The organism is Paraflavitalea devenefica, from assembly GCF_011759375.1.
Lineage (GTDB): Bacteria > Bacteroidota > Bacteroidia > Chitinophagales > Chitinophagaceae > Paraflavitalea > Paraflavitalea devenefica.
Genome location: NZ_JAARML010000002.1, coordinates 504899 through 519480 on the forward strand (window position 1 = coordinate 504899; position 14582 = coordinate 519480).

At 49.0% G+C, this 14582-nt stretch carries 11 protein-coding genes; 2 read left to right on the forward strand and 9 right to left on the reverse strand.

All coding sequences use genetic code 11. The features are described from left to right. Window positions 1-146 precede the first annotated feature (146 nt). Window positions 147-743 (forward strand): hypothetical protein, encoded by a 597-nt coding sequence (locus HB364_RS11710; protein ID WP_167288164.1) that lies wholly within the window; start codon window positions 147-149, stop codon window positions 741-743. Window positions 744-858: 115 nt separating this feature from the next. Here the strand turns inward: HB364_RS11710 and HB364_RS11715 are convergent, their stop codons facing one another. The 4 genes from HB364_RS11715 to HB364_RS11730 form a co-directional block, all read right to left on the reverse strand. Continuing rightward, window positions 859-1179 (reverse strand): cupin domain-containing protein, encoded by a 321-nt coding sequence (locus HB364_RS11715; protein WP_167288165.1) that lies wholly within the window; start codon window positions 1177-1179, stop codon window positions 859-861. Window positions 1180-1198: 19 nt separating this feature from the next. After that, a complete protein-coding gene (locus HB364_RS11720) occupies window positions 1199-2392 on the reverse strand; it encodes a hypothetical protein (RefSeq protein WP_167288166.1) in 1194 nt (397 codons plus the stop codon). 28 nt (window positions 2393-2420) lie between these two features. Next, a complete protein-coding gene (locus HB364_RS11725) occupies window positions 2421-3281 on the reverse strand; it encodes a type 1 glutamine amidotransferase (protein WP_246228473.1) in 861 nt (286 codons plus the stop codon). A 73-nt stretch (window positions 3282-3354) separates the two neighbouring features. Next, entirely contained in the window at window positions 3355-4023 is a 669-nt protein-coding gene (locus tag HB364_RS11730; RefSeq protein ID WP_167288167.1) for an SGNH/GDSL hydrolase family protein, read from the reverse strand. Window positions 4024-4183: 160 nt separating this feature from the next. On the opposite strand from HB364_RS11730, the gene HB364_RS11735 reads away from it, so the two are divergent. Beyond that, entirely contained in the window at window positions 4184-5455 is a 1272-nt protein-coding gene (locus tag HB364_RS11735; protein WP_208419938.1) for an alkaline phosphatase family protein, read from the forward strand. Between the two features lie 85 nt (window positions 5456-5540). Here HB364_RS11735 and HB364_RS11740 read toward each other — a convergent pair whose 3' ends face one another. From HB364_RS11740 to HB364_RS11760, 5 genes are all read right to left on the reverse strand, one after another. Then, window positions 5541-7169, reverse strand: a complete 1629-nt coding sequence (locus HB364_RS11740; protein WP_167288168.1) for an amidohydrolase — start codon at window positions 7167-7169, stop codon at window positions 5541-5543. A gap of 1 nt (window position 7170) precedes the next feature. Further along, complete coding sequence (locus HB364_RS11745) at window positions 7171-8817, reverse strand: amidase (RefSeq protein ID WP_167288169.1); 1647 nt, start codon at window positions 8815-8817, stop codon at window positions 7171-7173. Between the two features lie 114 nt (window positions 8818-8931). Next, complete coding sequence (locus HB364_RS11750) at window positions 8932-12123, reverse strand: T9SS type A sorting domain-containing protein (protein WP_167288170.1); 3192 nt, start codon at window positions 12121-12123, stop codon at window positions 8932-8934. 345 nt (window positions 12124-12468) lie between these two features. Beyond that, window positions 12469-13581 (reverse strand): carboxylate-amine ligase, encoded by a 1113-nt coding sequence (locus HB364_RS11755; protein WP_167288171.1) that lies wholly within the window; start codon window positions 13579-13581, stop codon window positions 12469-12471. A gap of 26 nt (window positions 13582-13607) precedes the next feature. After that, window positions 13608-14561, reverse strand: a complete 954-nt coding sequence (locus tag HB364_RS11760) for an ATP-grasp domain-containing protein (RefSeq protein WP_167288172.1) — start codon at window positions 14559-14561, stop codon at window positions 13608-13610. Window positions 14562-14582: the final 21 nt, after the last annotated feature.

A 14582-nucleotide genomic window follows, 5' to 3' on the forward strand; every position in this document is an offset into this window, starting at 1 on the left:
TATGCACAATGTGGATAAGTTGGATTAGAAGAAAAAATATGTAACTGGTACTCACAATTTTAGCAGCACGAGGCGTTAATAACTCTGTTGATAATTTGTGAGCAATCAAAATTCCAGTAACATTGCCTTCTTAAAATCTAACCCCAATGAAGAAGTTAACCAATCTGCTGTTGGCTACTATGGCCATGGCCCTGACCGTACCTGCGCAGGCACAATTCAAGACAGACAAAGAACCATCACCCGGCTTTGTGAAAGCCATTGAGACGATCCTGAGCGATTACCCTTACAATTACAGGCATATTACAGGCGAGCTGGTAGAGGCTACCGGCGACTGGCACCAGTATGTCTCCACGGTATCATTGCCAGGTTCTGAGAATTGCGTTGTAGGGGTTTATCATTCCGAACTGGATACCACTGCCAGTTGGCAGGCATTGATGTTCCGGAGTGAGACTTTCAGTAAAGCGGCTGCTGCTTATAAACGCCTGTACCAGCAGCTTACCCGCTGTCACCTGAAGATGGTAGATGGCAGCTTCTATTACCTGGATGGGGATTATGAAGAAGCTTCAGAAGATGTGGATTTTATTACGAGCGCACTGACGATCCGGACGGCTGATGAACGCTTCCGCGAATTCTATGTAGAGCTGGAACTGCTGTACAAGCTGGATGAGTGGGTGGTGAATGTGAATATGGTAAGCAAGAAGAAGGATAGCGAAGTGAGGCCCGACTGGATGAGTGGGAAGTAGTTCCGGGTTTCGGGTTTGGAGTGTCGGGTTCTTTTGTTTGTACCTATTGACTAAACCGACGTTTACATTATTAAGAAGGATGCCGCCTGGTGAGAGGCGGCTTTTCTTTTTATAATTAATCAATTCTGTAATCTTCCCGTACAGGAGAAAAGGCATCGAGTACGCGGCAGTCGGTGAGGGCAATAGCACTATGGGGGGTGTTGCCGGGAATCACGTGTGTAGTGCCTGCGGTGAGTACCATTTTTTCTCCGCCAATGATCATTTCCAGTTCCCCTTCCAAAATAAAGGTCACCTGCTCATGCGGGTGCCGATGCTCGGGCAAAGGACTGCCTTTCTTAATGTCTACTATCGACAGCGTGATCTTTTCGCCATGTACGAAACGCCCGAAATAGCCGGGCACGATCTCTTTTCCTTTTATATTATCGAGGTGTTGCATGTAAATATGTTTAAAAGCATTATTGTTCAAAGTAGCAGACACTGCCGCCTACCCACTTCTTGTCCTTGTTGTAATCTACGCCGATCATCTTTCCTTTGCTCAGCCGGGCCAGGTTAATGGCCGGGCGGGGTCTGTCCCACCCATCCTGCCACAGGTACATGATGCGTATTTCCACTTTGGCCGGCACATCGGGGGTGGGAATGACATCGGCATATTTTACTTTCCGTTGCAGTATCCAGTTCTCCGGGTTGTTGGTATGGGCAATATGTTCCGGGGTTACATCTATTACCACGCCCTGGCCGGCAAAAGAGAACAGGGGCTTCAGTACGTAATTCTCCAGATCGGCGGGCACCTGTTTCAGTTCATTCAGGAACCAGGTTTCAGGCACGTAGGGATGATGGATGAAAGGCAAGGTGAATTTGCTGATGCGGTAGAACCAATTGGGGTGCGGTACCCATTCCACTTCCAGGTCCTGCGTAATATCTACAAAACTGCCCAGCCTGGCCTTTTGCGCATGCAGGTCGTCAAAGATAACGCGGTTATAAATGCGCTTTACGGCTGTCTTTTGTCCGTTGTTCAGGTAATAGAGTTTTTTCCCTTCCTGGATGAGCTCTGTAATACAAACCGGTTGTATGCCGAGGTAATCCCGCGTACAATAGAAATCAACTTTCGTCTTTTGTTCATGGGGTTTTATCTCCAGCAGGATCACGTTTTCCGGCGGCAGGCCGCCGAGGATCACCTCTTTCAATTGAGCCAGGTAACTGTCACGGTTCAATCCATTGAGGTATTGGGAGTAGTTGTCCGGCACCGGGAAATACTGGCGCAGCAGGTCGGGATACAGGACCTGGAAACCAAAGAGGGTAGGGAAGCCCTGCATTTCAATCAACTGCGGCTCCAGTGAACCGTCTTTGCCGGTGCAGATACCAAAGTCGAAGGCGATCATGTGCGCATGATCGTTCTCATTGGGCACCCGCTCGCCGGGAGGAATAGCCCTTTCCGTAAGCTCCCTGAACTTTGGATCGGTGAGTACATCAATAATGCTTTCACAGGCATCGAATACTTTCTGGGCAAACGTTTTGTCAATGAATACCGGCGTCTCAGCCAGGCGGAATTCTATAGCGCCCGGGTATTTCCCGTCCAGTTCTTTCAGGAATGCATTGTACTGTTCAACGGTGAATGTTTCATTGTACACTTTCCGCAGGCTGGGTACCATAGCTGGTTTGTTTGCTGGAAGATACGAATTACCCGGCTTCTACTGTTACCAGTTTGTCAATAGCTTGTTTGAGGAAGTTGGGTATTACATGCGAGTAGGTATAACCTATTTTATCAGGATCGTTGAGTTGCTCTATCATGGATTGCCACTTTTCAAAGCCATGGTTTTCTATGACAGTGTGTTTTTTATCTTCCCGCTGCAGGTACATACTCATACCGGAAGCATCGGCTTCGGGGTGAAACTGTGTGCCGATCATGTAGTGATTAAAGCGGATAGCCATGATAGCCCTTTCGAGCGGGATGTGCGGACGTTCTTTTTCAATGGCCAGCAGGGTGGCGCCCAGTTTCCGCAGTTGCTTATTATCGGGTTGTATCACCTGGTAGTCCCGGCTGTCTACTGCATAGAAAGGGTCGTTCAGGCCGGCGAATACAGGTTCCTCTTTACCGGTTTCGAGCATGTGGACAGGGAATACGCCAAAGGCGGTAGACCTTCTTTTGGCCACCTGCGCTACCCGGAAGTACCGGCAGGCCAACTGAAAGGAGTGGCAGATGAATAAGACGTTCTTTTTGACCGGGTTGTGTGCGGCGTTGTTATAGTCTTCTACGGTTTGCAACCAATTGAAATACTGGTTCTCCCACTCACTGCCTTCACTGTCAAGGGGAGAGCCGGGGCCGCCGCTGGAGATATAGATGTCGTAGGAAAGATCGGGTAACTCGTTTTTGAGCCTTACATCAAACTCATCCCAACTGATATTGACCTGATGGGTTTGCCCATATTGGGTTAATAATTCCCGGATACAGCGCATGCCCTGGTTGGGCTGGCCTTCATAGAGATCTAGGATTGCTATGCGTATGTAGGTATAATCGCTCATATAGATGCCTGCAAACATAAGGATTTTTGCTGTTTGGGTGGCTTGCAGACCTATATGATAACGTACAGCAGGGGCGATTAGTTGTATCGGCTTATTTGATAAGGCCCTTCATCATTTGCTCTGCCACGAGCTGGTTGCCCTTTTCATTGAGGTGCACGCCGTCGGTGGTGAGGATGTTCCTGTCTTTGTTCTCCGGATTGTTGGCCAGGTTGTATTCGAGAAAAGTTTTGCGGAGATCAATAAGGCCCACATTGTTCTTTTGGGCTATCTGGCGGATGATGTTGGCATACTTGTTCAGGTCGCCATCCAGTTCATTGCTGAAGTCTGTGCGTTCTCCGATAGCAGCGGGCGTGCAGATGACTACTTTAATGTTTTTAGCCTGCAGTTTTTTGATGATGGCATGGTAGAATTTTTCAAACTTGTCGGCATCTGTACCGGTACCGGATGTTTTTTTGTGCCATACATCATTCACCCCTACCCATATTACAACGGTGGTGGGATTTTTTGCCAGCACATCCTCCTCCATGCGGAGATAGAGATCATACGCCTTATTGCCGCCAATACCTGCACCTATGAGCTCATATTGGTCCTGTACGCCTTTTTGCTTCAGCAGGTCGCCCAATACCATAATGTAACCACCGGGTTTTGCACCTGCCTGGGTAATGGAGTCGCCAAAGAATACAATACGTTGTTTTTGCTGGGGAAGGGTAAAGGCCATTAATAAGCTGATAAAGGAGGCAATAACGATCGTTTTTTTCATAATGTGCCGAGTTGGGTGGTCAAAACTAATGGTTTTTGCTTGTAAAAAGAAGTGCGCCGGCACTTACTGTCTTCTGGTTATTGCAATGATAATATCCGAAATTGGAGCTGGTACTATTATTTTGCAGGCGGCATATACCTCATGGATTAAATAAAACGATATGTTCTTTTGTAAGGAGAGATCATGGATGATGCTGGTCATACTGTTGGCCTGTAATAGGGGCAATGCCCAGGAAACAGATACCGTTCAACGAATGGTGACAGGCCGCCGGAATAGTGCGGCGCAGCAGGCAAAACCTTATGTGATCATGATCTCGGCCGATGGGTTCCGGTATGATTATGCGCATAAGTATGCTGCTACCAACCTGCTGCGGTTGAGCCGCCAGGGGGTAAGGGCGCGGTCTATGCAGCCTGCTTTTCCATCCCTTACTTTTCCCAATCATTATACGCTGGCTACGGGATTGTATCCTGCCCATCATGGGTTGGTGAATAATAACTTTTATGACCCTACCCGTGGCGCGCGTTATTCCATGTCGAATAAGACCATTGCTTATGACTCCTCCTGGTATGGTGGTGGACCGTTATGGGTGTTGGCAGAAAAAGAACAATTACTGGCTGCCTGTTTTTATTGGGTAGGCAGTGAGGTGGCGGTGCAGGGTGTGCGACCCACTTATTATTACCTGTATAACGAAGCTATTCCCATCAATGAACGATTAAAAACGGTGAAGCACTGGCTTCAGTTGCCGGAGGCAGAAAGACCCCACCTGATCACGTTCTATTTCCCGGAGGTGGACCATGAAGGTCATGCACATGGGCCGGACAGTAAAGAGACGGCAGCCGCGGTACATTTTGTTGACAGTGCCATCGGCAGGTTGTGTGCGATGGTAGATTCCCTGCAACTGCCGGTTAATTATGTTTTTGTATCCGATCATGGCATGGCGGCTGCTGATACAGTCAATACGTTGCGGGTACCGCCCGTAGATACTACCAGGTTTGTGACGGTGGCCGGTGATGTATTGGTGAATTATTATGCGAAGGATAAAGCATTGATCCCGGAGCTCTATCAGCAGTTGAAGTCAACTGCCGATGGTTATGATGTGTACCTGCCCGACGAGTCGCCGGCAGGCTGGCATTACCGGAAGCAGGATGACCGTTATAACCGCATAGGCGATGTTTTATTAGTGGCCCGTTATCCCCGGATGTTCACCTGGGGCAATAAGCGTCCCAATCCCGGTCGCCATGGTTATGATCCGCAGGTGGTGAAGGATATGGGCGCTACTTTTATGGCCTGGGGGCCTGCCTTTAAAAAAGGTAAGGTGATTGCTCCTTTTGAGAATATACATGTGTATGCATTGGTAGCGCGGATACTGGGGCTGACAATAGATCAACCGGTTGATAGTAAGGAGAATGTGTTAAATAAGATCATCAAGTAGCATAAGGAGCGAGTAGTAAATGGCTAGTGGCGAGTGGTCCTTTGAGCGGAAAACCACTAGCCACTTGCTACTCACCACTAGCCTGTTACTTTTCAAATACTTTTTCTCCCTGTATATAGGTAGCCAGTACCTGCACCTGTAATAATTCTTTTTCGGGCGCTTTCATCAGGTCTTTATTGATGATGATAAAGTCGGCCAGCTTACCGGTTTCGAGGCTTCCTTTTTCTGTTTCTTCAAAGTTGGACTTTGCTGCCCAGATGGTCATACCGCGCAGGGCGTCCCCCCTGCTTAATGCATTTTCCACCTGGTAACCACCTTCCGGCCAGCCTTTGGCATCTTTACGCACTACCGCAGCATAGAAAGTTTTGAAGGGAGAGATGTCCTCTACCGGGAAATCGGTGCCGAGTGGTATCCAGCCATTTTGTTTGAACAGATCGTTGAACGCATATGCGCCTTTGACCCGCTGTGGCCCCAACCGGTCTGCGGCCCAGTACATATCGCTGGTAGCATGGGTAGGCTGTACCGAAGGAATGATACTGTACTGGCCAAAGAGGTTGAAGTCATGTTGATTGAGCACCTGCGCATGTTCAATGCGCCAGCGGAGATCATTTTTGCCGGTGAGGTATTTGCCATAGATGTTCAGGATGGCGCGATTGCCGGAATCACCAATGGCGTGGGTACACATCTGGTAACCTTTGGTGAAAAGCAGGCTGGCCACCGAATCGAAATGAGCGGGATTGCTCAACAGAAACCCTCTCCAGCCGGGCCGGTCGCTATAAGGTTCCAACAGGCAGGCGCCTCTTGAGCCCAGTGCACCATCTGCATATACTTTGAAGGAACGCACATTTAACCGGTCGGTTTTTATTTTGCCTTTGGCGAAGATGTAGTCATAGTTCTTCGGTGCATCACTGAGCATAGCATAGATGCGCATTTTGAGATCGCCGGAACGTTGCAGACTATCGATGAAGGTAATTTCTTCATGGTCCAGACCACAATCATCTACGGTGGTTAATCCCACTGCAAAACAATATTGCTGCGCCTGCAATACACCTTTCTTTATTTGCTCAGGCGTAGGAGCGGGTACTTTTACCCTTACCAGGTCGATGGCATTGTCTATTAATATACCAGTTAGTTTTCCCTGCTTTACTTCTACGGTACCACCGGTTAAGGTAACACCCAGCTGCAGGCCGGCGAGTTCCAGTGCTTTTTTATTGGCAATGGCGGCATGTCCGTCAATGCGGGTGAGCAGTACCGGCCGGTCGGGGAATAATTGATTGAGCTGGTCATTGACAGGAAATTCTTTAACGGGCCAGTCATTCTGGTCCCAGCCACGGCCAATGATCCATCCTTCGGGATTTTGTGCTGCGAAGCCCTGTAGTTTTTTCAGGATCTCGTCCCAACTGGTGGTAGCTACCAGGTCGGCGGTTTGTAATCCTATTCCATAGCGGAAGAAGTGGGCATGGGCATCTATCAGTCCTGGGTAAATGAAGTTCCCCTGCGCGTCTTTCTTTTCTTTGGCATCGTATTGGGCCAATAGGTCGTCGGTTTTACCGGTAGCGATGATCTTACCGTCTTTTACGGCAATGGCCTCTGTGGTGGAAAAGGAGGAGTCTACTGTATATACGATGGCATTGTATACAATGAGGTCTGCCTGCTTTTTAGATTGGCAGGAGAATAGGATGGTTAACAGGATGAGGTAACAAGTAGTTCTCATGTTATTGTTTAAACTTTTCGGGGTGTTTGGTGTGAAAATCTGTGGCATCCTGGTAAGCTTTGGCTACGGCGAGGATGGTGGCTTCATCATAGAGGTTGCCCAGCAAGGTGATGCTGGTGGGCAATCCATTTTGGCTAAACCCCACTGGGAATACGACCACCGGATGACCGGTAAGGTTGGTCATGGCCAGTTGATTGCCGCTGAACGTGGGCACAATGATCACATCATATAGTTTGATAAAGGCATTTAGTTTTTCCATGAGTGCATACCGGTGACGGTTGGCATTGATGTATTCAGCGGCAGGAACGAAGCGCGACACCCGGAAGCTGTTGGGCCAGAAATTCTTGTCCTGCCGGCGGATGAGGTCATCCTGGTTACTGCGTGTCAGCTCATCAAAAGCAGCGGCCGATTCAGCACTGAGCACTATGTCCATGATGTTGAATGGGTAGATAGTTGAATCGGGGAAGTTGACTTCCCTGATATCGGCGCCTGCCTTGCGTAAGGTTTCCAGCACGGCCCACTGGGGCGCTGTGGGAGACAGGTTCTTAAAGTAGTTGGCGGCACAGGCGATACGCAGCTTTTTGAGATCCGCTTTACCGGTATAGTTAAACGCGCGGGTGATGGCCCCTGCATCTTTACCATCTGTTCCTTTGAGATGATAGAATACAATGGCGGCATCTTCTGCGCTGCGGCAAATAGGCCCTGCTTTATCAAGACTCCAGCACAGTACCATAGCGCCGCTGCGACTTACCGATCCAAAGGTGGGGCGCAGGCCGGTAGCGCCGCAGGTATGAGAGGGGGATACAATAGAGCCCCAGGTTTCTGTGCCGATCGCAAAAGGCAACAGGCCTGCTACGGTAGCAGAAGCCGAACCGGCAGAGGAGCCACTGGAACCCAGCTTCCCGTTCCAGGGATTGCGGGTGCGCCCGCCAAACCATAAGTCGGCATACGCCAATTCTCCCAGCGTGAGCTTGGCGCACAGCACGGCACCTGCTTTTTTCAACTGCGTATATACAAAAGCATCTTCGTCTATTACCTGGTCCTTATAGGGTACCGAACCCCAGGTGGTTTTATAACCTTTTACGGCAAAGAGGTCTTTGAGGCCATAGGGAATACCATGCAGTGGCCCTTTGTACAGCCCTTTTTTAATGGCTTCATCGGCCTGCCTGGCCTGTTCCAGGGCCAGCTCCGGTGTAAGGGTAATGACACATTCCAGTGTATCGCCCCATTTTTTTAACCGGTCCAGGAAGAAGGTGGTTAATTCCACCGAGCTGATCTTTTTGTATTTGATAAGGGAGGCCAGTTGCAGCAGGGAGTAGAAGGCCAGCTCATTCCTGTTGGCCGGCAGATTTATATTGGCTGGTATATTAAAAGCGACGGCTGCCTGTTTTACCGGCACGGTATAGCCATGCGGGGCGGGGTTAAAAGCAAAAGGGTAGGGTAGACTGTTGGGAATGGATAGCTCGTGCATTTTCCGGTAATGCTGCAGGTTATCATTCAGTCCATCCACCATGGAATCTTTTTCTGCCGCCGTAAAGGAAAGATCGCTGAGCCTGGCGGCCTGTGTGATGGTTGTGGTATCTGCTTTCTGTTGTGCCTGTGTTGTGTATAGAATGAAGAATGACAGGACCAATAGAACATGCTTCATGTTTGTGAATGCTTTGGTGAAGGGATGCCAACCATCTTAAAGATATGGATAAAAAAACGGAGCCGCCCCGGTTTGTATGGAGGCGGCTCAGTTTTTAATGTCTATGGGTTTGTTTTAGTATGGTCTCTTAATGACGCGCTGGGTGACTACTTTATCATCGTAGAACATCCTGAGGGTGTATACGCCACTGCTGAAGCGGCTGAGATCAACCCGGATGTTATTGGCAGCGTTGCCATTGAATGTTTGCTGGTACACGACCTGTCCTGATGAACTGATCACTACCATCCCCTTCAGGCTGGTGGGCGGCAGCAGGTGCCGTACCTCGAAGTAGCCGCTGAAAGGATTGGGATAAATGAGGTATCCTTCCGCTTTCAGTTTGGCCGGCAGCGTAACGGTAGAGATATTGATATTGTCCAGGAAGGTATTGTTACCGGCATTGCTGGTATTCCTGAAGATGACCTGGAAGTTGCTTCCGGCAGGGACATATTTTGATACATCAATGAATTCCCTTCTCCAGTAGTTGCTGTTGGGCACGAAGCCGACCGGATCATTAGCGCGGTCATAGACGAGCGGCTCATTGGGATTACCTACTGTTTGCAATTCTATACCCCATTTTTTGTATACAGAGGTATAGGTATTGCCGCAATCGGTGGATACCAGTACTTCCAGTGTGTCCATGGGAATGGCTGTACTGCCGGGGAATACGGAAGTGGCATGGGCCATATCAAACCTGATGTAGGTGGAATCAATATTGGCTTCCGCTTTGATAATCGGAGAATAGAGGTCATCTGTTTGTCCGGAGGTACTTCTGTAATTGCGTACCCAGGCAGAAGCGCTCTGTTCAGTGGAGCTGAGCGTGTTTCTTTCCCAGGTGAAGTTGGTACCGGAGGTTGACAGACCCCAACCGGCTGGCGGGAAGGTGCCTGATTCAAATCCTTGTGTGATTGGCGCACTGACTGGTACAAAGATGGTGAACCTGAACCGTAAGGTATCATTGGTTGGATATTCATCTGCACCGTTATTGGGCAAAGAAGTGTACACCGTCAATACATGGGCGCCTGCAGGGAGGTTGGCAATATTGCCCAGGGCGTAGTCGATTGCTTCGCCTTTACCGATGGTTCCATTCCAGGTGATTGTGGTGACAGTGCCATTGTCAATGCTGTAATTGACCTTCACGGTAGTGAGCGTTGATTTGGCTTTGTTGGCAATGACCACCACCGGTGTAATGTCGAATTTATTACACTGGAAAGGCGGTATGCCTTTGATAGCCGTAATGGCGGCATCCCTGCCGGGCTGAATGGCAGCGGTAACGCCAATGTCATCAATGAATATATTGTTGCCATAGGCATTTACGTTCCTGAATTTAAGGATGACCTTTTGCCCACTGCTGATAAATGGCGTCAGGTTGACGGTTTCAGTCCGCCACAAATCATCATCATCTTCCGGGTCAAAGGCGCTGGTTTCAAGGTCGTCTTGTGTTTCCAGGTCTTTACCCGTTTTTTTATAGATGATGAACCAGTTTTGACCGCCATCATTGGAGGCGTGTACTTCCAGCCCATCCCAGGTATAACTGGGGTCATCATAGCGGGCATGCGCTACGCGGAAGCTCAATACTGAACTATCGAAACCGGTAAAATCAATAGGAGGGGTGACCAGGTCTTCAAACTGGCCGGGCTCATTGTAGTCATAGTTGGCAGCAGCTACTGCGCCGGAAGTAAAGAAGTCTACATCACTCAACTGCCAGGTATTGGCCCCGGTAGGATTGTTCACATACCAAAGGTCGTTGGTTGCAGTGAGCCTTGGCGGGAAGGTGCTGCCATTGAAATCCTGTGTGAAAGGCGCTGTGAGGTAATTGGTACGGATGTTAACCCTGGTGGTGAGGGTATCATTGTGCAGGTAATTATCTGCACTGCCATTGGGCGCCGTAGTATATACCACTATCGTATGATTGCCCATAGCGCCGGTGATGTTGCCGAGGTTCAGGGTGGTATCGCCGCCGGCTGCCAGGCTTAATGGGAAAGTAGTAGGTACTGCCGCTGCCGCATCTAATTTTACATTGATGGTAACGGCCGTGAGGGGGGTAGTACCGTAGTTACGTATAATGGCCTTCAACGGTGTATTGTCAAGCACAGGGCTTCTGCTGTCGCATTTACCCATCGGTGTAATGCTGACGAGATACGCATCGGTAACAGGGGCTGGTGGCAGATCGGCATCAGACATCATCAGGTCATGCCTGTACATGTCGAGCGTAGCCATTACCCGTTCTTTTTGCCCGTTGGTAAATATAAACAGGGAGCGGTCGTCATAATAGTTCATGAAGTTCATGTACATCATACCGGGTGGTGCGGTCTGGCATCCGTCGCCATAGATACCACTTACATTACCATACATGGTATTCTCATCGGCTTTTTCCGGTGGTGTATCATCATTGGAAGCGGCGGGTGTTAATGGCCAGCCGGACTGTATCCTGAAATCAAGGTTATTGCAGGCGGTATTGTCACCGAAGGTATGCCACAGGTAAAGGTAGTGGCCTACTTCATGGGAAAGCGTGGAGCCCTGGTCATATACGGTGGAATAGTAACCACGGCAGGGATTGGCGCCCAGCACAGCGAGGTGGATGGCAACGCCCTGCGGCCCGATGGCAGTAGAGTTGGTAAACGGAAAGGTAGCGATACCCAACAGGTTATCGGAGAAGACAGCGCACCAGATGTTGAGGTATTTGCTTACATCCCAGGGATCCTGGCCTCCACCGGAAGTACTCTTTAACAGGTTGATGGTAGTTTGTGAAAATGTTTGGGTGGTAACGCGGCGCTCAATACCATTGGTGGCAGCGCCGGAAGGATCGCGCCTGGCCAGTACAAACCGCACCGGTATATCAGCAATGGCCGATACAAATTCAGGTGCAAAGACGCCATTGGCCTTGTAGAAGGCTGCTTTTTTACCAGCGAAATCCTGGTTCAGGATCTCCAACTGTTCGTAAACGTCCCTGTCGGGAATAACATTCAACACATTGCTGGGGCCTACCAGGTGGAATACCACCGGAATGATGATCTCTCCGGCCTGTATACGCTGACCGCTTTGGTCCTGCTTGCGCTGAAGGTATGCGTTGTATTGTTTTTGTCCCTCTTCCTTCCATCTTTGTAGAATGGCCGGATCATCCTGAATGATCTTATTGAGGAGTTCCATTGTTCCGCACCGGTGCTGGAGGTGGGTGTTAGGGAGGTTTCTTTGTTTTTGTGCCGAAGCAAACAAGGTAAGGCATACACATAAACCCGCTGCTGCAGTACGTAGAGTAGATTTTCTCAAGGCAATAAAGTTTTGGTTCAATGTAATAATTAGCAACTCATGCGTTTCCTCAAATTACTATTTTTTTAGAACACTTTCCTGCCGCCTGAAATTTAATTTCCTAAAATGCTGTCCCCATTTGGATCTTAGGATTATACATTACTAATTAAATGTTTTTGATATGTCAAAGCACTACCTGTACAGGCTATTCGTATAGGTTATTATGCCCCATACCTGTACAAATAACAATTCTACCCAAACACCCGAGGGCGAGTGGTAAGTGGTAAATGGCTAGTAGGCGTAGTAGTCGCAGGCAATTCGACGCAGAGGCTCCACTTGCTACTTGCTACTTACCACTAGCTTGTATCATAATCCGTAGAGAAACTGGTTTTGGATGTAGTCTACTACGCTGGAAAGGCTTTGCGTTTGTTCAAAGACTTTTAGTTGCCTGTCGGCACCGGTCCCTTCTTCCATCATACGGGCTATGTAGTTCACTGCATGGCGGCTGCCGAGCGGATCAACCACATCATCAATGAAGTCGAGCAGTTCATAAATGAGCACCCGTGCATTTACTTCTTCTTCCTTGCCAAAGTCAATCAGGCGGCCATCAATACCATAGCGGCTGGCGCGCCATTTGTTTTCGTTGATGAGTGCGCGTGAATACTGGATGAAGTTGAGGTTCTGGTTGCGCAGCTTGTATATTTTGGCACATACTCCCTGGAAGAGGGCCGCAATAGCAATGGTTTCGGAAACCGTCATTGGTACATCGCAGATGCGGAATTCCACGGTGTTGAAGAAAGGATGCACCCGGAGGTCCCACCATATTTTTTTGGCATTGTCTATACAGTTGGTCTTCACCAGCAGCTTGATGTAGTTGTCATAAGATTCGATAGAATCAAATGTTTCGGGTATGCCGGTGCGGGGGAATTTGTCGAATACTTTGGTACGGAATGATTTATAGCCTGTTTGCCGGCCTTCCCAGAAAGGGGAATTGGTGCTGAGGGCATAGATATGCGGCAGGAAATAACGGGTGGAATTGGCGATGTGGTTGGCCATTTCCCGGCTCTCCATGCCTACATGCACATGCAGGCCAAAGATGAGGTTGCTGCGCGCTGCTTCCTGTAGTTCGTTGACGATCTCATTGTACCGGATATGATCGGTGATGAGCTGACTTTCCCAATGACTGAAAGGATGCGTGCCGGAAGCGCCCATGCCGAAGCCCTGCTCATGGGCAATGCCGGCAATGGTTTTACGCAGGGTAGCCACATCATGAAAGGCTTCGTCTACATTCTGGCAGATGTCGGTACCTACTTCTACTACGGCCTGGTGCATTTCGGCCTTTACTTTATCTTTAATGACTTTCTGTCCTTCGGTCACTATTTTCTGTTCATGACTTTTGAGTTCACGGGTATTGGGATCCAGTACCATGTATTCTTCCTCGATGCCCAGTGTAAATTGCTTGTAATTGGTGTTTCCCATATGACAATCAGCTAATTGGTACGTGCTTAGATTAAAGGTTGTTTGGCAGTGCTGTGTTTGAGGTATTCGCCCCAGGTGAGGTTATCACGTTTGGGTTCATGGGCCATTGCCCGTTCGATGGCATAATTGGCGGCGGTTTCCACTACCCAGTTGAAATTGTCTTCTCCTACGCTTGGCAGGTCGGCATCCGGCGCCGGATTGCAGAAGTCAATGGCATAGGGAATACCATCCCGTACAGCCAGCTCCACCGTATTGAAATCATACCCGAGGTATTGATTGATGCGCAATACGATCTCTTCCATTTGCAGTAAGCGTTCCTGCGAAGGGTTAAAATCGCTGGTATAGCGCAGGTGGTGTGGGTTACGTGGTTCATAAGGCATGATGCGTACGTGTTTGCCACCAATGCAATAACAGCGGTAATATTCTTCAAAGATGATCTCTTCCTGGAGCAACATGACCAACTGCCCCGTTTCGCCGTGCTTGCTGTAGAAATCTTCGAGGTTATGGAGCTTATATACGTTTTTCCATCCGCCACCGGCAAAAGGTTTCATATAGGCCGGAAACCCTACATAACTGAAGATGCCTTCCCAATCCAGTGGATAGGTAAGGTTGCTGAATGACTGATCGCTGGTATCGGGGGGCAGCTCATAAGAAGGTAAGATGACGGTTTTGGGAACCGGCACGCCTATTTTAACCGCCAGGCAGTTGTTGAAGAACTTTTCGTCGGCACTCCACCAGAAAGGGTTGTTAATGACGGCGGTACCGCAAATAGCCGCATTTTTAAGGAAAGCCCGGTAAAAAGGCACATCCTGTGAAATACGGTCTACAATAACTGCATACTCATCCGCAGCGCCCTGTACTACTTTATCTATCCGGACCGGCTCGGCCATAACACCATTCACTCCTTTACTATTGATCCTTTCTACAAATGCCATCGGGAATGACCTTTCCTTCCCAAAGAGAATACCTATTTTTTTCATTATACACACATTTTTTGGTGA